The sequence below is a fragment of the Paenibacillus sp. J22R3 genome, assembly GCF_056269305.1.
This window is the reverse complement of sequence record NZ_JBWDNS010000002.1, coordinates 741,620-763,474: the sequence shown is the minus strand read 5'-3', so window position 1 is coordinate 763,474 and position 21,855 is coordinate 741,620. Positions and strand designations below refer to the sequence as shown.

The following is a 21,855-nucleotide window of genomic DNA, read 5'->3' as shown; positions in this document are numbered from 1 at the left end:
CACCCCCTTTCAATTGGAATCAATCACGTAAATTGCTTCAAGAACCGGTAAGCTATCAAGCCACGCATTAATAATCTCGCATCTGGATCGTATGCATGCTTCGGATTGGGCGCACGGCCGATTTTCTCAAGCGATGCCTTGATTTGATCTACGTTCAAATAATGCGAGGTCATCGGATCCCGGCAAAGCTTCCGAAGTTCTTCGTTAAATAAGCCCCATATCGGAATCATGCGATGGACCCAATCCGCTCCTTGAACGCCGTGAATACGTTGGTTTAACCGTACTTCATCAGGCAAATACGATTCGGTGGCCCTCCGGACGAGTGATCGGTCCATCCCGTTTTGTACATACTGCTCAATCGGCACGGACAGGCAGAAGCGTACCACTCTCGGATCGGATGTCGGGTCCCTTTCCCAAACGCCATAACGCAGGGAAAACTTGGTTACAGATGTGCCTTGATGGTTTGAGGTTGCCAAATTTCTGAATTGATAGTCTCTCGCTTCGAATTCATCGAAGGCAGCCCCGCCCAAGCCGACGTCATGGTGTTTAAGCTTTTCAAAGACATTTGTTCTTGCGGCCAAATCCGGATGGATGAGATTTGGAATTTCGTTCTTCGGTTCCTTGGCGTAATAAGATCTGGTCGCAAATGGAAAGGCTTGTTTAGCGATAATGGGCAGCAGCCGGGATCTTCCGATATTCATCTGTCTCCCGTAGTGCTTTAGCTCGCGGTAAAAATGGAACAAGCGCAGCTTCCTTAAAAGCTTGGCGTAGTAGTCCATGGCCGGTCCCCAAGAAACGGTGTAATTGCCACGTGCGCCCGTAAGCAGCACGCCGACCCCATCCTGACGCGCTTTTTCAAGAATCCCTTTGATCCAGAACGAATTCTCGAAAAACTTATAAGGAGCTTCCAGAAGCCCGACCAAGTCGTCGATTTCCCCGAACGAGTTCCTGTCCGAAAAATCCAAGCCGTTGTGCGATATATTTCCTACGTGACGTACCGTGGCTCCAATGTGCGTACTTTCGTCGGCCATCATGCTTCTCGAAGTCCAATCCACGAAATCGGGCGAAGGAACGAAACTGTAGGTATGCAATGATTTCCCTTCCTTACGCAAGGGGTCAGCTGCAAAGCTGATGACTGCGCCTGAATCCAATCCACCGCTTAAGCTTGCGCCGACCGAACGGAACGTCCGAAGCTTCGATGTTACGGCCTCCTGAAAAACATCGCGAAACGCTTCCTCGTATTCGCCGTTTGATTTCAGCCGAAGCTGATCCCGGGGCGCTTCCAGCGTCTCGTACTGCTCCAGCGTCATTTTACCATCCTGGGCCGTAAAGCTGTGTGCCGGAGGAATTTGCTCGATATTACGGTATACTGACCCGTTCACGTCGACGGAATCGAGAATAATGGGAATGGCCAAAAACTCTGCAAACCATGACTCATTAAGCTCCTTCCTGGCGCCGGTGATCTCGAATAACGGATTGACCGCCGTGCAAAAGGCGAACTGCCGCTCTTGACGTTGATAATAGAGCGTGCGGTTTCCCAATAAGTCGCGTGCTCCGAAAAGAAGACGCTTCTTCTCGTCCCAGATGACAAAAGCGAAATCGCCGATCAAATAGCGCGGGACTTCCTTTCCCCACTTCAAGTACGCCAACAGAATAAGCTCGCTGTCAGTCATCCCTTTCCGCCGGGAATAATCAATCTGCAGCCGGTTAAACAATTCATCCCGGTTGTCGATGATCGCATCGGCGGTAATGGCCAGTTTATTTAGCTCATCATAGAACGGCAGACGTTCATGAACCGATTCCGGTGTAATCCATTGGGCATGGCATCCCAGAAATACAGACCCGCCATACCAGGTTTGCACATCATCTGCCGGATATCTTTGCAAAGCTTGCATAAGCTTCATGCTATCCTCTATCGATACAGTCTCTTCGTTGTAACAAAGAATACCTGCAATTGCGCTCATGATTGCCTCCGAGGTGCTTGTCATTCTTCTACGTGCAGTCATGTCATACTTGAATAGGCCGGATTCCTTTAAGCTTCCTGCCTCATTTGCCGCCATAACCAGACGAACGGCCTTAAAGGAAAGTATAGAAAATGTAATTGTTTCGGAAGCGGCATCGCCTCCGTATCCCTGAAGCTGGGATATAATTGGCCAACTATATAAACCGACTTTTGCCGGGTCGTTTTCAATGCAAACAAGTAACGTTTATAGGTCTTGGCTAATTCTTGGGAGCTCGGCACAGGCGAGAAAGCGACGATATCCCGGATAAAATAGAGCGAACGTTGAGCCAACTCGCGATGGTTGCTAGTGATCATCGGTTTGGTTGAGCTTGGTATCGGCGTGCCAAGCAGTGCGGAAGCAAGAATTAGAGCCTGTCCTCCAAGCTGAAGGCATTCATAGCGTCGCATAAGCGAGTTGAGCGTTTCAAAGTTTACACCTTGGCGTACCAAGCGATCAATATCCGCCAGCCAGCGGAGCCTAAACCAGCCGTGACGGGCGCCGTGCGAGACCAGATACATGAAGAGATCTTCGCTTCCTAGCATATAAATCTCATTCCTCGTAAGAGTACTGCGTCTTCTCCGTTCCCAGAGCTCCTCGAATGAAGGTTCTTTGCCCATGTCGGAATTGAGACGCCAATGAAGCTCCACTTGAATCCTCGTTTGCGGATGCGTATAGGAGATATGGTGCATCTTCCACTTCCAATTGAATAACCGCGGAGCATGACTATCGCTCTTATAACCGAGCTTGGTCAATATCTCTTCTGCCTTCTCCACACCGTCCATTGGGACCAGAATGTCTAAATCCTTGGACGTTCGGAGCGAAACATCACCATATAGCAGATCGGCAAGCACCGGTCCTTTAAGAACTAATGAAGGAATCCCTCGCTCCTGAAAGGAGCTGCACACAAGGCCCATTTCGCCGCTTAAACGGAGCATCTGAAATGTATTCTTCCCGTAATCCTGATGAAGGGCTTGCAAGAAATCGGCAGGAATCCCGTTGTTGTTCTTCAGCTGCGAATACAGCTGCGGATAGACGCGATGATGTCGGATCAGCTTCAGAATTTGATTCCAATCGATGTCAGGCATCGATGGTTTGCCCCATTGCTGCGCTTGATCGGCATTCATCTGCATGAACGCCAGCATGATGTTTAATTCTTCAGGAAAAGCGCTTAGATCCAGAGTACGATTGTTCTCCATAACGGGACACCTTCATTCCTTTCCTTACGTTTTGTCAGATCCGAATGAAGCCACCATCGTGAACATCTTCATTTCCTCGGCTCCGGTCACATAGAATGGCCCGCTGCGCAGCCAGGCATGCGCGATCATGTTCCCCTGCTCATCCCTCGCCGTACCCAGATAGAGCGTGCTTTCAATCTGACGCCTTTTCAGCATTTTCTTGGCTGCGATCGCTCTGACCATGCACTGGCTTTCCCAGATGGTATGACGGCTCATCAGCTGGATCGCCTGAGCAATTTGGCGAATCGGCATTTCGGTTGACGGATCATGCGCGAGCGGCGTTTCGAACATACGTCTGCCCAAAGATGGCGCGAGCCGAGAGAACGGTAAGGTCTTCAATACACGTGCCCAGCCTAAGTAGATGAACGCTTCGAGCATGAACCGTTTCTTCTCCGCAGGCAGAGCGAGAAACTTCCTAACGATGCGCTTCAAGGTTCCGAACCTCGATCAGCGATTCCTGATGCATTTTCCGAAGGAAAGCGTCAACCTGTTCCTCACAGGCAGCCCGTGTAACGTTATATTCCAATAGGAGCTTGTCTACCAATTGGCTGGCCGTAATCGGTGAAGCGATGAGCTCCCAAATTCGGCCGCCAATCATGCCGAGATTGTAATATTTCCCGCTATCGATGCTGAACATCACCTTCTCCCCGTTCATGTCACTCACAATGCTGCCCGGCGATTGGATAATCTGTTGTTCCGCCAAGTTCACGTTCGTCATGTTTATACGCCTCCTTCTTCAATGGTACGAATGATCTCAGATGCAAGGTGATGCGCCGTAAATCCGGCTGTTGGCCGAATGAGCTGATAAACGTTAACCTGATCAGCCATGCTGGACGAAACCTTGAAATGCCACTGCTCTAGACCGAGTCGCGGAATCAGCATATTTCGGTACGTATGCATCAGCACGATACGCAGCCGATCCAAATTGGACAACCGTCTGATCGAAACGGCTGCCTCTGATTCCGACTTCACCAGTTCAAACACTCCTGCAAGTGGGACGGGCTCATTACAAAATCTTGAAAGCACCGGTACGGCATATTTCGTCGTTTCCCGATAAACCGATTGGTAGTTCCCGGATGCCAGACCCAGCTGATCGATACTTTCCTGCCACAGCTTCTGCTGCGGATAGGACGGCATAACGACAAGCCTTCCGCCTTCGTCTGTAAAGGAAACCGCGATGACATCGTCACTTATTAGCTCATACCCCATGCCTACCAAAGTAGCGGCAAGCGTAGATTTACCGGCTCCCGAATCGCCAAGAAACGCATAGGCTTTGCCGCCTAACATAATGGCGCTTCCATGCAAAGGCAGCACATTGCGTATCATGAGCAGCGCGCCCATGCAAGTACCGAGCAAATATACACGCACCTTCTCCGGATCTGCGCCGGCAAGCGGTGCTACAGTAATTCGATATCCATCTTCAATGCAATAAATCGCTGTCTCCGGAATGAGGAACAGGAATCGGCCGCCTTTGTACAAGAAATTGCTGCCGCCAAGCTCAAGGTCCTCCCACAGCTTGTCTGGGTTAGCCGCTTCAATGAAAACATCCGGGTACTCCCGCTCCTTCATTGGACCGGACAAAGGTAATTCAGGCAGCGGTATTTCACTCGATATCCGCATGCCGAAAGCCTTATATATCGTGTGTTCACTGGCAGATATCAGATCAACCACTCCTTTCAGGGCAATAATAAGAAATCCCTTATACAATCCGGTACGCGGATTGTATAAGGGCGTTGACCCGAACCTAGCTCGGGTTATAGATGTCCATATCGTCCGTTGTTACGAAGTCAATATTCGTCATACCTTTTCCATACATCGTTTCGCTTACGTCAAGCATTTCAACAGTCGGTACTTGCCATTCTTTTTTGTTCGTCATGGTTTTTCACCCCCTTTCAAAGGAGTTAACGAGTTTTATAGCTATCTAAAAGGTAGAGCTGCAGGGATCAGGGATGTGCCTTCGGCCGCTGTTGATTGTGTGTTCTCTAGGATTAGACTAGGAGGTAACAACACACTATCAAAGCCGGCACGTAAACTCTCCGGCACATTCCCTTTCTCCCCTTCGCAACTTTTAGTTGCTTCATCTAAAATCGTTTTAGGAACCGGTAGATGATCAGGCTGCGCATGAGCATTCTCATTTCCGGATCGAAAGCATGTTCCGGACGCGGGGATTCGCCAAGCCGAGACACCGCATTGCGGATTCGATCGACGTGAAGGTACCCGGTCGCGATAGGGTCTGAGCAGAGCTGTCTAAGTTCATCGGTCAACGGCTTCCAGGAAGGCATGATGCGGTGAACCCAATCCGCTCCCTGGATGCCGCGAATGCGCTGATTCAGCCTTACCTCATCGGGCAAATAGTTCTTCGTCGCCCTTCTAATCAGCGCACGATCCAAGCCATCCCGGACATACTGTTCAACCGGGACCGAGAAGCAGAAGCGAACGACTCTGGGATCGCAGGTTGGATCGCGTTCCCATGCACCGTAACGCAAGGACAATTTCGTTGCCGATGCGCCGTTCTTGTTGCCAACGGCTAGGCTTTGCATCTTCTCCTTGCGCAGCTCCAGCGGATCGATGATCGTAGAGCCATTCACACCAATACGATTCTCCTGTAGCTTGGCGAACACATCCGTTCGTCTGGCAAAATCGGGATGGATCAGCATCGTCGGAATATCGGACTTACCGCCTTGCTGCGGACCTTTATCCAGAATCGGAAACGCCTGCTTGCCGATCACGGATAGTAAACGTGATCTGCTAATCCCTTTATTAACGCTGTACAGCCGAAGCTCCCGCATGAATTGCAGCCATTTCAGCTTTCTTAGCAGCGTCGCGTAATAATAGAGAGCGGGTCCCCACGAAACGGTAAAGTTCCCTCTTGCTCCGGTGAGCAGAACACCTGCACCTTGTCCGCCGGCTCGCTCATGGATCCCTTTCAACCAATAGGAATTCTCGAAGAACTTGTAAGGCATCTCGAGTATATCCAGCCATTCGTCGATTTCGGAGAATGGGCTGATGCCTTCGAAATCCATAGCTTGGTGCGAAATATTGCCAACATGGCGAACCGTGGCTTCGATGAACCGGCTTTCGTCCGCTTCTGTGCTTCTCGGCGTCCAATCGGTGAAATCGCGGGTTGGAATGTAGCTGTACGCATACAACGACTTCCCTTCCTCACGCAGCGCAAGTGCTGCGAAGCTTGCGACAGAACCGGAGTCCAGACCGCCGCTTAACGTTGCCGCTACTTGACGATGCGTGCGCAGCCTTGACCTCACCGCTTCGTCGAATACCTCACGGAATGCTTCTTCATACTCATGACTGGATGTGAGCCGAAGCATCGAACTCGGTTCCAATGAGCCATACCCAGAGAGCGAAACACGTCCATCCGATACCGTAATCGTATGGGCCGGCGGCAGCTGCTGAATATTGCGGTAAGGCGTAGAAGTGACATCGGTAGACTCGAACATTTCCGGGATTGCCATAAACTCTGCGAGCCAAGGCTCATGAAGCTCTTTGACAACTTCCGGTAAAGCGAATAACGGAGCAATCGTCGTACCGAAGGCAAACCGGTCGCGACCGTGAACATAATAGAGAGAGCGGTGTCCAAGCAAATCTCTAGCACCGAACAGTTCCCGCTTCCCCATGTCCCAGATCACGAAAGCGAAGTCGCCGATTAGATATTCCGGAGCCTTCCGCCCCCATTTCCGATAGGCCAGCAGAATAAGCTCGCTGTCCGTTATCTTGCTGCGATGAGCCGGATAAACCTGCAGCAGCTCCAACAATTCCCGGCGGTTATCAATGATGGCATCGGCCGAAATAGCGAGCTTCCTCTCCGCGTCATAATAGGGCAACCGCTCCCCTACCGACTCCGGGGTAATCCACTTAGCTCGGCAGCCGAGGAATACCGCACCGTTCGTCCACGTTTGAACATCATCGGCATCGTATCGCTCCATGGCTTCCATCATTCCGCTGCTGTCCCTGTTGTTGATCGGATGCCCATTAAACTGATAAATACCGACAATGGCGCTCATTTGTTCAGCCTGCTGTTGTTGAAGTAGGTCGAAGCAAGCTGGGACAAGCGATTGCCGAAGGGAATCAGCATTTTCAACCGATTGGCTTTTCGCCTCATGGTGTCCAGCTGCAATTTCAATTGTCTGCGCTCTTTGGCACTGTTCTCCAACCGTTTCTCCAGCATGCGCACCGTCATCTGCAGCTGAAGCTCCTCCGGATGCAGCCATCTCTCGTCATTGTGTTGGTCCGGAATAACCAAGCTCCCTGATGCACTGGGTTCGGTTCGCATCTCATAACCCGCTTCCCATCTACAGCCCGTCGCATCCGTCAGATGCTTGGTGTACAAGGCCAGCAACTCCGAATCCGGTTCAAGCTCGAAGCGTACACCTGTCAGCTTCTCCGCTTCGCCCAGCTCCTCGCTGTACCCCAGATCATGGAAGATTTGAGCCCCAAGCACGCGGCCGTACATCTCGATCTCGTGCTTGTCCAGCACCTCTTTCCAGATGGCGATGGAATCCTGATTCGCCTCCGAATGATTCGCGACAAACGGATCCCCTACCCCCATGCTGAAGTACAAATCAGACTTGGCCGTATTTCTAAAGTTCCCATACTGCTCCAGCCCCTCTTCATAAGCAACGCCCAGGAAGCGGCAAACCTCAATCATCTCTTCTCTCGGGCTAGTTACCAGTTTCTCGTAGGACAGCCGGTGCGTGAAGGGATTAGTTTGAGCAAAATAGCGGAAATAACGGAACAATCCGATCGTCAGGTCAGCGATCTTCATATCGAAGTTCCCATTCCTCATGTCTTCCCTCATATTAAAGCTTGTTCCACGCTGACCGTTCACCTTCTTATGGGAAGAGAGAACCGCGAAAGGATTGCGGATGAGCCAAATCCGCCGAGACTGCGGAAACAGTGCATCCAGAAACTCCAGCAGATAATAATACCGAGGCGATTTGTCGATTACCATCTCCGCGCCGGCACTGCTTTGCATTAAGCCGTTGTATACCTGGAGAGCGAATGCTCGGCAAGCCTGCTCGAAGCTGTGTTCAGGCAGAACGCCGTTATAGAATTGATTCAGGATGCCCGTCCCGCCATAGGCGCGACGCTGAGGCGACTGCAGATCATATAAGCTCATCAAGAACCACATTTCCTGGGCAGCGAACATTTTACTGTGATTTTGGAGCATAACCGTGGCCAGAGAGCTTCCGCTCCTCGGCGTACAGAGTAGAAAAACAAGGTTGTTGCCGCTCGAATCGACCAAGGTGTACCTCCTTCAAGGCAAGAATTGCGAAGTCATCCGCAAGCTTATGCTTTATTGAAATCATAATAAAATTTCGCGCGCTCCCCGAGCATGACCTTATAGATGTCATAGTTCGTATCCATGATCGCCTTCAGATAGTCCTTATAGGGGCGATCCGCAACATTGATTAGGCCGGAGTTGTAATGCTCGCCTCCTTCGCCCTGCCAATATCTCCCAAGTCCGGCTTGATCCACGTAATTGAATACATGTGCACCGACTACATAAGGCAGCGTGACTGCGCCTTCCACGTAATTGCGATAGCGCATTCCCCGCTGGAATTGGTTCACTGCCGAATTTGGCAGGAGAGGCGCTAACCCCTGCTCGCTTGTTCCATAACCGAATTCGCTGAACAGAATCGGTTTGCCGCCTGAGAGGTCGTAAACTTTCTGCAACAAATCGGGTTCGAGCTTGTAGGTGTAATAGTTGATGCTGATGACATCCACGTATTTGCCTTCCGCTTTGGCGAGCGCGCTGCTGATTTTCTCGTTATGGAACGTTGTCGTAATCCATCGGTCTCCCAGAAGGAGATGGTTCGGATCGTATTTCCGATAGGCACGTGACACGGTTCCGAAGAACGTATCCAGATAATAGTCGAAGAAGGCTTCCATATCGCGCCATGATTGGGAGGTTGAAACAGGCAGTTCCGCCTCCTTCATCTCGTCGAAGGATTTGAATGTCGTCTTCCAATTGGCGTTGAAGGAGCTGATGGTTTGATACTTATCCTTCAGCCTCTGCACCAATTTCCCTTTCATGGCAGCCGAGCTCGCTTTGAGCTTTGGCACATTCGTATAAAATTTGTGAAAGTCGTATTCATTATCGATAAAATAACCGATTAAATTCTTATCATTTTTGTTTGGCGTGAGCGCATTCTTGAATGCTTTATCGATCTGCTCTGCGGCATTCGGAGCAAAGATATCGAATAACGAGAGTCCATTGATCTTAGCCCATGCCATCCCATTAAGCGGCAGCATACGCACGTAAGGAAGCTTGCCGTCCTCGCCGTATTTCTCGGTCGAATAATTGCCTACACCGTTAAAGCCCCATTTGGGAAGCCGAGATACCGCCTCCTGGTAGATCGCATGCTCGGTCGGAAACACGCCTTTCTTTCGGAAAACATTCGCCACATAGAATGAATAGTTATCCTTGCCGATATAAGCGTTTTTGTTGACCCCTTGATTCGGGAGAACGGATTCGAACTTCTTCTCCCTCCCGGCGATCCGAGTGTAGGTTTCATTGGCTGTAACACCATTCACGGCTAGGCTGAAATATAGGTTCCCATCAGGCGTCGTCATCACTTTGCGTTCACCCATCCGCTGGATCGCGAAGTAACCCTTGGCAGCCAAATTGTATTTCTTCGCACTGCCGGCCAGCCCGCCGTAGGAGTCACGACCTCCCGGAGCTTTCAGGCTGTCATAATAAGCAGCATCCGCCGCCGCATCCGATGCCAACTCCTTCTCGCTGGTTACCTTCCCCGTGAAATTCGCAGCCTCCATCTGACCGAACCGATCGACAAGGATTTCATTGCTCGCATTCACCGTGAATTTGCGGATCGGACTAGGCAGCAAGCCGTCTTTCACCGCATACGTTTCCAGCACGTTATACCCTTGGAGCTGGAGCGGCTTGGAATAATACACGAAATCCGGCCCTTTGTTTAACCGATAATAAATGCGTGCCCCTTTGGTAGTCGAAGTCAATTCGGTCTTGACCAATGTCGCGCTTCGGGAGGTGGCCAGCTTCACGGAAGCCGTATTCTGATTAATGACGACCTTCGAAACTTGAGGCGACCAGGCTTTCGAACCAAGCAGTACAATCTTCAAATACCTCGAATGCTCGGGGAGTCCGGAAGCTTCATACGCATATTGCTGCCAATTTCCGGTCGGATAGCCGACAGGGGTAATCGACACGGGAATTTGCGTGTATTGTTTGCCGTCCGACGAGACCAACAAGCGATGCTCCTCAATCGGATTTCCCGAGAAGAAGCTGCTGTAGATTGAAACCGAATTGATATCGTAAGGCGTATGGTACACCATGCTGCCAGGGGCACTTGTCGTACGCGCGAGCCGGCCTTTGTCGTTATCGAAGTAGCCGGGTTCGTTATTGGCCACATACAGATTGGTACGATTGGCGAGCAGTTTGAAATTATCAAGCGGATCAATCAACCCGCTAGGCGGCGTCAATTGAGGCGCAGGCACATACCGATAAGTCGATACACCGGTTGCCGCCGAGTGGCCCGTACTGGAATGACCGACAGCCGTTATTTGAAGCAATAAATTATTGATAACTGCAATTGGCGATCTATAGTGCATGCGGGTAAGCGAGGTTCTGGGGTCGCTGCCATCTGTCGTGTAATAGATGGTTTCACCTTCCTCGCCTTGGTTCAGCATGACCATGCGGCCGTAAGGCACTGTCCCCGAAGGCACGCTGGTATCCGCTGTGGATGGGCCGTTAAGTACGACCTTCCCGATGGCGGGCGATCTGACGATGCTGCTGCCTTGGTAGACGATTTTGAGAAACTTCGTACCTGCCGGAAACCGCCTCGACTCGTACACCATGTTAACCGACTCGCCGTCTTCTTCATGAATGTCCGGAATGACTTTGTTATACGTCACGCCATCCTTCGAGATGTAAAAGGACGGATGGTCATAGGACTTGCTCCCGTTCGGCTGATAATACGTATACACCGCGAAGGACCGGAGGTAACCTTCCGCCTTGTACACGATGTTCTCGCCGGAGTAGCCGCCGCGTTTCGCACGGGTCGAATCCGAGGTTTCGCCCGGAGTCTTCGTCAGAAAGAGCGTATCCGAATGCTTGTACACCTGCTCCCAATCTCGAAGATGATCAATCTCAATCTCAAAGTATGAAAGCGGAGCGGCATCCCCCGTAGCGGTTAACGGAATCAAGCAGCCGAGCAGTCCGTACAACAACAGCATTGAAGCATTTTTTCTCACAATAAAGGCCCTCATCATCCTTTAGTAATGTAATGCCAGCACTTCCTCCTTGACGCCTTGATTCAAGCTCGGGCGGCCGATGGAATAGTAGATAAACGCCATTCCTGCCAAATCTTCCTCTTTGAACACATTGCGTCCGTCAATCAGAATAGGCTTACGCAGCACGTTTTGCAGTTGATTCAGATCCACATGAATGAATTCATCCCATTCCGTCAGCAGACAGAGCGCATCTGCATCCGCTGCCGCCTCCAATGCGCCATCACACCAAACGACACCGTTCTCGCCATACATGCGGCGGAAGTTCGGAATCGCGATGGGATCATAAACCTTCACCGCAGCCCCGCTGTTTACCAGATGCTGGACAATCTCGAGTGCAGGTGATTCCCTCACGTCGTCGGTATTCGGTTTAAAGGAAAGTCCCCAGACAGCGATCGTCTTGCCCTGCAGGTTGCCGTCAAATATCATTTCGAGCTTCCTGATCATTTTGAACCGCTGATCCTGATTCACCTCAACTACCGCACGAAGCAATTTAAATTCGTAGTCGACATGACCGGCAATTTGGATAAGTGCCCGCGTATCCTTGGGAAAACAGGAGCCTCCATAGCCAATGCCCGCTTTCAGGAACGAATGACCGATCCGGTTGTCGTATCCCATGCCTTGGGCTACCTGAGTGACGTCTGCGCCAACCTTCTCGCAGATGTTCGCAATCTCGTTAATGAAAGATATCTTCGTAGCGAGAAAAGCATTGGAAGCATATTTCAGCATCTCGCTGCTGCGAATGTCCGTGATCACGATTTGATCCGTCAGCGGCGCATGCAGCTTAGCGATGGTGTCTGCCGCACTTTGACAGTCGGCGCCAATGACGATCCGATCCGGATGAAGCGTATCCTGGACGGCCGAACCTTCTCTCAGAAACTCCGGCAGCGAAATGCTGTCGAACCGTTCACTGGTCAGCTTACGGATCCGATCACGTACGCGTTCGTTCGTTCCGACAGGAACCGTACTTTTCACGGCGATGATCTTATAGCCGTTCATCGCTGCTGCAATTTCGTCAGCGGCCTGATCGATGTAAGACAAATCCGCCTCGCCGTTTGCCATGGAAGGCGTCCCGACCGCGATGATTACAATATCCGACAGCTGAACCGCGCGATGCAGATCGGACGTGTAGCTCAGCTTTCCGGCAGCCATATTTTTAAGCGAAAGCTCTTGCAAACTCGGTTCATATATAGGAATGGCTCCACTTCGCAAAACATCGAGCTTGGCTAGATCCTTGTCTACGCAGATGACTTGGTTGCCAAGCTCCGCGTAACAAACTCCCGATACAAGCCCTACATATCCAGCACCGATAACCGTGATGTTCATAGTCAACAACTCCTTCGAATTTTCGGAGAAAACGCAGCAGTTTTCGTAAGCATTCGCTTCGTTATTTCGTGCAGAGCTGCATAATTTCGTTCCAATCATGTTCAAGTCGTACGATGTCCTCTTCAATCAGCTGCGAGCCGGTTTGGATTTCGATGATTTCGATATCCGCTTGTGCACGCAAGCTATGTCTGTTCTCCTTCGGAATCATGAGCACGTCCCCGGTCTTAATCGAGAACCTCCGGTCGTTAAGTACCATCTCCCCATGTCCGGCAACCACCGTCCATACCTCGTCTCGTAAACTATGGTATTGGTAGCTCAGATTGCTTCCCTCGGAAATAAAGATCCGTTTCGTCAGCACTTCCCGGCCATCCGGATAGGTTACGTAATCCAGTACTCTGTAGCGGCCCCAGCGCCGCTCTTCATACATCGGGCGCTGCTCCGAATGCTTCATCACATCCTTGATTCGCGGACTTGAAGCTTTGTCTGCGACAAGAATGCCGTCCGGGCTTGCCGCAACAATGACATCGGACAAGCCGAGCAGCGTAATCGGCACTTCCAGCTCGTTAATGACATGCGTATTGATCGAATCTGACGTAATGATGCCTTTGCCGATCAGAGAGGTCTCAATCTCCTCCGTCAGCGTGTTCCAGGTGCCAAGATCCTTCCAGTACCCGTCATATTGGATGGCAGCAATTCGATTCGCTTTCTCCACCACTTTATAGTCAAAGCTGATCTTCGGCAGCTTGCTGTACTGCTTCAACATTTCATCGTACTGAATCGGCAGCCCGTTCACGATCAGGATGTTAATGATCAGATCCAATTTGAATGCGAATACGCCGCAATTCCATAGCGCATCCTGTTTGATCATTTCCTCGGCTTCTTCTTCGCTAGGTTTCTCGCGGAAGCTTTGCACATCCATGAACGAGCGAGCGGCGTCGCCGCTTTGCTTCGGAATGATATACCCGTATTTCTCTGATGGATAAGTCGGTTTCACTCCCATCAGCGCTAAGTCGGCTTCGGAGCTGGCAAGCGCATGCTCCAGCTCCTTCAGCTTCTGGAAGAAGCCGATTTCTACGAAGGGGTCAACGGGCATGACTACAATCGCTTCATCCAGACTCACACCTTCGACCGAGTAGAGATAGGTGGCTGCAAGCGCGATGGCTGGGAACGTGTCCCTTCGCTCTGGCTCGACGATCAGGTTAATTTCATTTCCCAGCTGGCTGTGAATCATCTCAACCTGAGGTTTGCTCGTCGTAACATAAGTGTGGTCTCTCAAATCGGCTTCACCGATTTGTCCCCAGACGCGTTGTATCATGGACTCCAAACGGTCATCGTCTTTTTTCAAGATTTTCAAAAACTGTTTCGACCGAGCGTCATTCGACAACGGCCACAGCCGTTTCCCCGATCCTCCCGAAAGCAATACGACTTTCATGATAGTCCCTCCTATGATAGGGAGTTTGACGTGAGTCAAACTCTCTCTGCTATTGGTAATAGGGAGTTTGACGGAGTCAAACTCTCTCTGCTATTAAACTCGATCCGCGGTACCGCTCTGTTGCGACAATAGTTTCGCCGACTTGATCCCATTCGTCCACGTGCGATAGTAGCTGGAATTCTTTCCGTAGGAATTATCCAGCAGAACATTCGGCTTATCCATGAGACAAGACAGAATATGTCCATGCAGCCTTGAGGTCTGCACGTTCTTGTATTTGCTGAACCGGTTAACGGCTTTGTTCACCAGATAGTCGGTGTATTTGCCCCAGATCATGCTTACTGGCAGCTTCCCGTTGCTGGCTGCCGACATTTTGAAAATCGCGCGAATCGATTTATGCTCAAATCCGCTGAACAGCGTCGCCCAATCCAGATAGTCGCCTTGGCCTGAAGCTTCAAGCCGCTCCTGCTCTGCCGTCTTCTCGATGTCAATGCGAAGGAAACAAAGCAGGTCCTTATCCGGGCTCGTATGGCTCCGAATCGGCCATAATTGATGCGCCATATCCGGTGACAGATAGACATGGCAGGTCGTGAATTTGACGGTAGCCATCTCCTGCGAGTAGGTGTCGCGAACGTAGAGATGCACATCCTTATGCTTGTTAAAGATCCTTGCCGTCTTATCAAACTCAGCTTCGTTCTTGTAGAAAATCGTCTGCGGCAGCATGACCACTCGATGGTCGGGATAGTCGGACACGATTTGCTCGCGCAGCTTCTGATGAGCCGGATACAGGTCACCGAAGTTCCCGCCGCCGTGCAGCACGATAATATGATCCTGCGGAATTTTCACGCCGCTCGGGAAATCAAGCACGCTGTACCTTGCCTGGACCCGAATATGATTATCTTTGAAGAACGCTTCGGTTCCTTTCATGATCAATAAATCTCCGCCATTGCCATGAACCGGATAGTCGATGTAATAGATCTTGGAATGTGGCGGAATCACCTGCAAAATCTGCCGAAGCTTGTCCTTGAGCGCATCCATCGGATGAGCAAACTGTACGCTTTCCATCAATCCGTCTCCTTTGTCTTCTCTCTCTATCTCTCTGCGAGCTTGTTCAAAAAGTGAATGGTTTGAACAAGCTCTATATCGCTCCGTCACTTGTTCCACTTGACGTTTCGCTTTATTGGCTTGGCCGGGACGCCTGCGACAAGCGTGTGGGCCGGCACGTCTCTCGACACGACTGCCCCCGCAGCCACAACGGCGCCTTGCCCGATCGTGACCCCTTTCAAAATAACCGCCTTATTGCCGATCCAGACATGATCGCCGATGATTGTCGGCTTGGTCGCTACACTACCCTCGATACAGTGGTAATCCGTATCCATAATGGTGACATCCCATGAGATGGCGCAGTGACTGCCGATTTTCACCTGCTTCTTGCATCTGATTTCGGATCTTCGATTAATGAAGGTATGGTCGCCGATCTCGATAACAGCCTCGTTGGAATCCAAGTAAAACCCGGTATGCTTGTGCAGGATGACGTAATTGCCAATGAAGAGTTTGGCTCGTTTGGCCTTCGACACCGTCATGCTTCCGCCAACCCGCAGCAGCTTCCCGCATTGATCGACATGTCTGCGAAACAGGACGCCGAGCAATACGCGATAACCGAATTTGAAGTAATCCTTGATGCTTCTGTTGCGTATGTTCATTGCGGTGTTGCCGCCTTCCTAGGTTTGCATTCTTCGCGTGATGTGCTCGAATAGAAAGCGTAGATCGTTTCTGTCATACAGGATGCCGAGGATGCGCACCTTGAACACGATTCTCATAGCTGCAATCGTAATCAGAATGCGGATGACCGCGCCGAGCAGCAAGGCAATCGCGATACCGTTCAAGCCATATAGCGGTGTAAGGATGAAGAACAGCCCTACTGTAATGGCCAGCGCGATCGCTTGTCGCATCGCTACCAAACCGGGACGCCCCATTGCATTGAAGGAAGAAGCGAGAATCCACGAGCCTCCACCGATGATGCATTCGAGGGACAGCAGGTAGAAGGCGGTTCCGGCTTCCAGAAATTGCTCTCCATACAGAAGACCCAGCAAATAATGACCGATGAGCATCCCCGGAATAACCGCGATGGTCATGAGCAGAAAGGACAACCGGAACGCTCTGCTGACGGCTGCTATGATCTTGTCCTGGCTAAGCCCAGTCACCTTCGGAAAGATGACATTCGAAATGGCTGTCTGCACGACGTTAAACACGCGGGATAAGGTATAAACAACCGTATAAAGTCCGAAATCTCTCGGCGTTAACAGCGATAGAATGATCAGCTTGTCGCACTGCGAATACAGCGTGCCAAGCAGCTCTACGCCGAACACGCGACCGCCGTAGCCAAACAGCGTCCCGAGCACGTTACGGTCCGAGAATCGTCGCAGCCAGTTGAACGACAATTCATGCCGCAGCCGGTGCAGCGCCCAGAAGATGACCATCAGGCTCGTCCCGAAGAAAACGAATGCCGCACTGTGCAGCGATAGCTTGCCGACCGCCCACAGTACCAGCAGACCGAGCAAATTGCTGAGCGGAACATATAACCGCAATCCGTTATACAGCACGAATTTATCCATGCTTTGCGTAAGCGCCGAGAGCAGATTAACTGCAAGCAGAATCGGCAGCGTCAAGACGGTGTACCACTGCGCCGTCCGAATGACATCATCCGGATAGTTTCCAAGCCAGACGGGCAAATAGATCCAGCTAACCGTACCGACGATCAGACTGACAGGCAGTTGAAACATGAATCCCGCTCGGATGTACTCGGCTGCTTTCCCTGCATGCATCTTCATGTTGTAGATCAGGGAAGTCGGAAGCCCGAACGAGACAAGCCCTGCCAGCAAGGTCGGCCAGAACAGAATGGCCGAGAACATCCCCTTCCCCTCGACGCCGAACATTCGTGCAGTCACGATGGAGGTCACCGTGCTTAGCACCATAATGAGCAGATTGGCGACGCTGGTATGCAGGATGGTTCGGAATACGCTGCGGCCTGCTCCCGCTCTTGTAACAGCCATTTGATTCATGATTCAAAACATCCTCAAAGGTTATATTCGCTTCGGTTGATAGCTTCGCAGCACGCCGCTGATCAGTCCGTTGTTATAAATAATCTTGCTGATATTGCGGAATATTCGCCGTTTATCGAACAGGAACAAGATCGTCAGCACGAGAAAGATCGGCAGCTTCACGAGCGACTTCATGAATATCCCCGTCTTCTGCTTCGAGGACACCGCGCTGCTGACGCCTTGCCAATAAATGCGTCGCAGCAGCCATTTGCGGCTGATCCGGCTTCGCGGAATCTTGTGCAGCACGGAGGCATGAGGCGTGTAGTAGACCGCATACCGAGTACGGATACGCGCAATCAGCTCAGCCTCCTCACTGGAGAGCAAATTGCTTCCTACTCTGCCGAGATCCTCGCGAAACGCATTCATCGATTCGAACACCGACATGCGGAAAGCAACATTGGCTCCGAACGGGATCGCCGGCTCCTTCATTTCCACAATGTCATTCGAATAATCCAAGATGCTGTACAGGGAATGGTTATCTCGGGACAGCCACCTTGGCGGAGTTCCTTCCCAAGCGGGATCGATTCTCCCGCCTACGCAGCCGATTCGCGGATTCCCGTCGAATAAATCGACGATGCCGGCGATCCAGTCCTTCGACGCCTTGGCATCGTCATCCAGGAAGAGGATGATCTCGCCTTTCGCCTCGCGAATCGCACGATTCCGAGCGACGGATAAACCAAGTCGTTCCTCGTACACGTAGCGAACCTGGATATCGACCATGTTCCGGAAGTCCAGTACCGTTTGTTTGGTATGATCGGTGGATCGATTGTCAATTACGATAACCTCGAAAGGTTGTTTGTAGCTTTGCTGCAGCAGGCTGAGCAGCGCTTCCTTCACATCTGCTGCCCGATTATGTGTACAAATCGCTATCGTTGCTTTCATGCTTTCACCTCATGCAGCTTTGTACCGCTATAAATAGGGATCATTTTGCCGGCTATTCGGCTCCAATCGAGCTCTCGCAGCTTGGCCTCTATTTGTTTCTCCGTTTGCTTCATATCCATGTCCATGGACCTGCGAAGCGCATGACTGAGGCCGCTTGGATCATCCGGGTCGTACAGGATGCCGCATTCGCCTGTTACATACTCACCGAGAGCACCCAGATTCGGCGCTATAACCGGCTTATGATGGGATAAAGCAAGAATCGCGCTCCCGGATGTCGTGATTTGGTTATACGGCAGAACGACTCGATCGGCCGCTTGCAAGTAGTCTGCGAGTTCATCATCACCTACAAAATGCGGATAAACACTGATGTCTCCATTGCTGTTATAGGCGTCGATGAAATCCAGGCTGTACCCTTTATCGACCCTTCCTGCGATTAGCAAACTGCATTGCGCATGCTGGAGTGACGCGAACGCCTCCACGAGTCGATCCACCCCTTTGTACGGATTGATCCGTCCCACGAACAAGAAGAGAAACCGATCCGGCGCGATACCGAATTTCTGGCGGATATCTGTTCCTGTACCCGGGTAGGCACCTACATAATGGCCGTGTGGCGTAACTACCAGTTTCTTGGGCGATATCCCAAACACGCCGGAAACCTCCTGCTTAACCGATTCGCTCAGGACAAAACCCCGATGGCACACGGTCAGGATGTACTTGCGCATGATATAGTCCCAGCGAGTTCTGCCTGAATGCGGCCAAATATTGTGAACCGTCCAAAATAAGCGAACGCCTCTTAATCTGTAATAGAGCAGCAGTAGAGCGAAGAACAGCGACTTTACGACGGTCATGGCCAATCCCGATGCATGCTGATAGGAATTACTCGGCCAATGCATGTGGACGATATCCCCGCCGCGCGGCTTCAGAACCGCTTGTTGGTCATAATGCTCGACATGCAGTCCTGCCTGCTCAATCGATTTGGTTAGCAGCTCGCTGTATTTATTATCCGGGCTCGCTTTGGGCCACATGTAAACGGTGGACTTGCTCATGGCGCTCATCTCCCGTTTACCCCGGCCAGAGCGTATTCATGCTGGCCATATTGAATTTGCTCATAGAGATTGAGGTGCTTGTCCAATAGGGATTGGGTCGTAAAGTTTCGGCAATGCTTCAGACATTGCTCCCCGATCCTTCTTCTCTCGTCGCTCCCGAAGGAATGGAACGCGATAATTTTGGCTTGGATGGCGTCCGAACTCCCCGGAGCAAAGAGGAATTCACTCGGATTCCAGACCGCGTCCGGAATCCCGCCGACTGCCGAGGCGTAGACCGGTGTCCCGACTTGGTACGACTCGATGATCACCCGTCCGAAAGGCTCCTCCCAGATGGAAGGCACAAACGTAACATCGACGCGTCCCATATGACTGCGGGCCTCTTCCGGTGCAACTTTACCGGTGAACACGAAGCGATCATCGGAGCTGCATAACTCCTGAAGCTGCTGCTTAAGGCCGCCATCACCGCAAATCATCACTTGCTCCACCATCTTACGGGGTAGGAATCGGACGGCGTCGATAAGCTCGCGCACGCCTTTCTCGGCTTCGATTCTGCCGAAGTAACCGATTCGCAGCGGCTCGCGGTGAAAGTCTTTCGGCCTGCCTTCGATTGCACCGTCCACAGCGTTCGGAATGACCAGCTTCGCCGCATTAGGAAACAATCCCGCATCCGTATGACGATTCAGAATGTGCGATGAGATTCCGACAACCGCTGATACCTGCTTGCTGTAGCCAAGCGAGGTCGAATGATAGACACGCGCTAACGCCTGATTCTTGATCGGCGAGCTGACCGGAGAGAGGAGCGAATAATCTCGAAGCGTATGCGCTACCGGCACCCCTTCCTCTGCGCAAGCCGACCATACCGCCGAGCCAAACCCGGATAAATTCTGGGTATGCACAAGATCCGGTTTGATCGATTTCAGCAGGCTGCGGAACGTCTTGATTTGCACCGGATTGTACAGATCAATCATTCTGCGTGCTGCTTTCATCAGCGTTCCGCGTCCCTGCGGCTCACCAATCCAGTACAGATTGTTGTAGGGCAGACGATGCACGGTGACGCCGTTAATTACTTCTCGCTGAACACCGCTACTTCGCTTCTGCCCGCCAACCGTTAAGACATGAACCTCTGCGGCGGAGACCAATGATTCCGCTAAGATTTGAGTCGATATTTCCGCGCCGCCAATGATGTACGGCGTGTACAGACTATTTACAATTAAAATTCTCATGCAATTCGTTTCATTCCCTTCATGCGCTGCATCACTCTTCCTACTGCCAAAGCAGTCGGCTGTTCATTAAAAAAACCGCCTCGGATGAACCCGATCAACAGCCAAAAGTTCACAAAGGAATAGGAATCGAAGTTCATGACGAGCGAAACGCACAATGCGAAAGCGAATTTAGCGTATGGGCTCGAACCTGCGCTCCTTAAAGCGGAGATCATAAAGCCGAAGAACAGCGCGGCACCGATCAACCCTTCCTCTGCGAACACTTTGGACAGCAGATTCCGTGACGTTGCCATCTCAGGAGTGTCGAAGACGAGATCATGAACCTCGTCGAAAACCAATCCATCATTGAAATGCTTCAGCAGCAGTTCCGCGAAATCCCTGTAATAGAAGCCTCCCCCAACACCGAAGAGCGGATGGTGCGCGAACTCCAAGAAACCGATAGCCGGAAAAACGACCCTGATAAAGAAGGAATTGTCGGTCTTAATCAGCGAGCTGAAGTCAAACTGGAATCGGTCTGTAAAGTAACCGCTGACGTGGAAAGCTTCTAACAAGAACGGAACCCCTAACCCAACGACAAGCACGCATGCCGCAAGCACAAGCAGCATTTTCCCGCGGTTCCTGTTCGTAATCAGCACATAGATGAGCAGCGCGGTAAGCAATACGCTATAGGCATATGCCGAGAAGGATAATACCAGCAGTACCGCCGTGCCGATCAGCAGCATCAAATGCTTGCGAAAGCCTTGTTTGAACAGGTAAAACATGAGAATGCCGCCGCTCAGCATATGAATGGCTCCCCACGAAGGCTCACCGGACAACATTTGAATCCGTCCGCGATATACCTTCTCCGAGAACAACCCGGTTAGAGGCAAGGAGAACCCGCTGTGAAGAACAAGCGCATCCACGAGCTGAATGAACCCAATAGCTACCGGCGGGATAAACCCGATTAACAGGCTCTTGGCGATCCTTCCCTTCAAGGCAGGATCTGTTTTCGTTTCTTCGGCGATATAGACAGACACCCGGTACATCGATAGGCCAAACAGCAATGTAATGACATGCTTGAAACTGCTGCCTGCATCCTCATAGCCGATGGAGGCCACCAATGAATGCCCGATGCTGTAGATAACGAATGCAAGAAAGAAGAGGTCTCCGGCCCTGAACCGGAAATTGCAAAACAACAGTAGAAACGATGCTGCGAACATCGGAAACATGGCAACCGGACGATAGACCGAGAAATGAAAGTAAGGCAAGCTATCATAAGTTAGAACTGCCAAGGAAAAGAGAAACAGCATGATAATAAGATTTCGAAGAACCATGTATGCACCTGCTCTTG

General features: G+C 51.3%; 18 protein-coding genes. All 18 read right to left on the bottom strand.

Going from position 1 to position 21,855, the window contains the following annotated elements; genetic code table 11:
* Positions 1-23 precede the first annotated feature (23 nt).
* Positions 24-1,964 (bottom strand): asparagine synthase-related protein, encoded by a 1,941-nt coding sequence (locus tag AC0YN4_RS11555; protein WP_475781616.1) that lies wholly within the window; start codon positions 1,962-1,964, stop codon positions 24-26.
* Between the two features lie 68 nt (positions 1,965-2,032).
* On the bottom strand, positions 2,033-3,199 hold the full coding sequence (locus AC0YN4_RS11550) for a nucleotidyltransferase domain-containing protein (RefSeq protein ID WP_475781615.1): 1,167 nt from the start codon (positions 3,197-3,199) through the stop codon (positions 2,033-2,035).
* A 24-nt stretch (positions 3,200-3,223) separates the two neighbouring features.
* Positions 3,224-3,616 carry a lasso peptide biosynthesis B2 protein gene (locus tag AC0YN4_RS11545; protein ID WP_475781882.1) on the bottom strand — a complete coding sequence of 131 codons (393 nt, stop codon included), beginning with the start codon at positions 3,614-3,616 and terminating at the stop codon, positions 3,224-3,226.
* 37 nt (positions 3,617-3,653) lie between these two features.
* Positions 3,654-3,956, bottom strand: coding sequence for a lasso peptide biosynthesis PqqD family chaperone (locus tag AC0YN4_RS11540; protein WP_475781614.1), 303 nt, complete (start codon positions 3,954-3,956; stop codon positions 3,654-3,656).
* A gap of 2 nt (positions 3,957-3,958) precedes the next feature.
* Positions 3,959-4,909 carry an aldolase gene (locus AC0YN4_RS11535; RefSeq protein ID WP_475835841.1) on the bottom strand — a complete coding sequence of 317 codons (951 nt, stop codon included), beginning with the start codon at positions 4,907-4,909 and terminating at the stop codon, positions 3,959-3,961.
* 73 nt (positions 4,910-4,982) lie between these two features.
* A complete protein-coding gene (locus tag AC0YN4_RS11530; protein WP_143111553.1) occupies positions 4,983-5,114 on the bottom strand; it encodes a paeninodin family lasso peptide in 132 nt (43 codons plus the stop codon).
* A gap of 205 nt (positions 5,115-5,319) precedes the next feature.
* Positions 5,320-7,257 (bottom strand): asparagine synthase-related protein, encoded by a 1,938-nt coding sequence (locus AC0YN4_RS11525; protein ID WP_475781612.1) that lies wholly within the window; start codon positions 7,255-7,257, stop codon positions 5,320-5,322.
* The gene (locus AC0YN4_RS11520; protein ID WP_475781611.1) at positions 7,254-8,498 is read right to left on the bottom strand and encodes a sulfotransferase family protein; all 1,245 of its coding nucleotides are present in this window, start codon (positions 8,496-8,498) and stop codon (positions 7,254-7,256) included. The genes AC0YN4_RS11525 and AC0YN4_RS11520 overlap by 4 nt, the downstream gene beginning before the upstream one ends.
* Positions 8,499-8,542: 44 nt before the next feature.
* A complete protein-coding gene (locus AC0YN4_RS11515) occupies positions 8,543-11,467 on the bottom strand; it encodes a chitobiase/beta-hexosaminidase C-terminal domain-containing protein (protein WP_475835840.1) in 2,925 nt (974 codons plus the stop codon).
* A gap of 39 nt (positions 11,468-11,506) precedes the next feature.
* A complete protein-coding gene (locus AC0YN4_RS11510) occupies positions 11,507-12,847 on the bottom strand; it encodes a UDP-glucose dehydrogenase family protein (protein WP_475835839.1) in 1,341 nt (446 codons plus the stop codon).
* A 61-nt stretch (positions 12,848-12,908) separates the two neighbouring features.
* Complete coding sequence (locus AC0YN4_RS11505; protein ID WP_475781608.1) at positions 12,909-14,279, bottom strand: sugar phosphate nucleotidyltransferase; 1,371 nt, start codon at positions 14,277-14,279, stop codon at positions 12,909-12,911.
* Between the two features lie 93 nt (positions 14,280-14,372).
* Positions 14,373-15,341: a polysaccharide pyruvyl transferase family protein gene (locus tag AC0YN4_RS11500; protein WP_475781607.1), complete on the bottom strand. Its 969-nt coding sequence runs from the start codon at positions 15,339-15,341 to the stop codon at positions 14,373-14,375.
* An 86-nt stretch (positions 15,342-15,427) separates the two neighbouring features.
* Positions 15,428-15,979, bottom strand: coding sequence for an acyltransferase (locus tag AC0YN4_RS11495; RefSeq protein ID WP_475781606.1), 552 nt, complete (start codon positions 15,977-15,979; stop codon positions 15,428-15,430).
* An 18-nt stretch (positions 15,980-15,997) separates the two neighbouring features.
* On the bottom strand, positions 15,998-17,338 hold the full coding sequence (locus AC0YN4_RS11490) for a lipopolysaccharide biosynthesis protein (RefSeq protein ID WP_475781605.1): 1,341 nt from the start codon (positions 17,336-17,338) through the stop codon (positions 15,998-16,000).
* Between the two features lie 21 nt (positions 17,339-17,359).
* Complete coding sequence (locus AC0YN4_RS11485; protein WP_475781604.1) at positions 17,360-18,259, bottom strand: glycosyltransferase; 900 nt, start codon at positions 18,257-18,259, stop codon at positions 17,360-17,362.
* Positions 18,256-19,305: a glycosyltransferase gene (locus AC0YN4_RS11480; RefSeq protein WP_475781603.1), complete on the bottom strand. Its 1,050-nt coding sequence runs from the start codon at positions 19,303-19,305 to the stop codon at positions 18,256-18,258. Before AC0YN4_RS11480 ends, AC0YN4_RS11485 begins: the two co-directional genes overlap by 4 nt.
* 5 nt (positions 19,306-19,310) lie before the next feature.
* A complete protein-coding gene (locus tag AC0YN4_RS11475) occupies positions 19,311-20,528 on the bottom strand; it encodes a glycosyltransferase family 4 protein (protein WP_475781602.1) in 1,218 nt (405 codons plus the stop codon).
* Positions 20,525-21,838, bottom strand: coding sequence for an O-antigen ligase family protein (locus AC0YN4_RS11470; protein ID WP_475781601.1), 1,314 nt, complete (start codon positions 21,836-21,838; stop codon positions 20,525-20,527). The genes AC0YN4_RS11475 and AC0YN4_RS11470 overlap by 4 nt, the downstream gene beginning before the upstream one ends.
* Positions 21,839-21,855 lie beyond the last annotated feature (17 nt).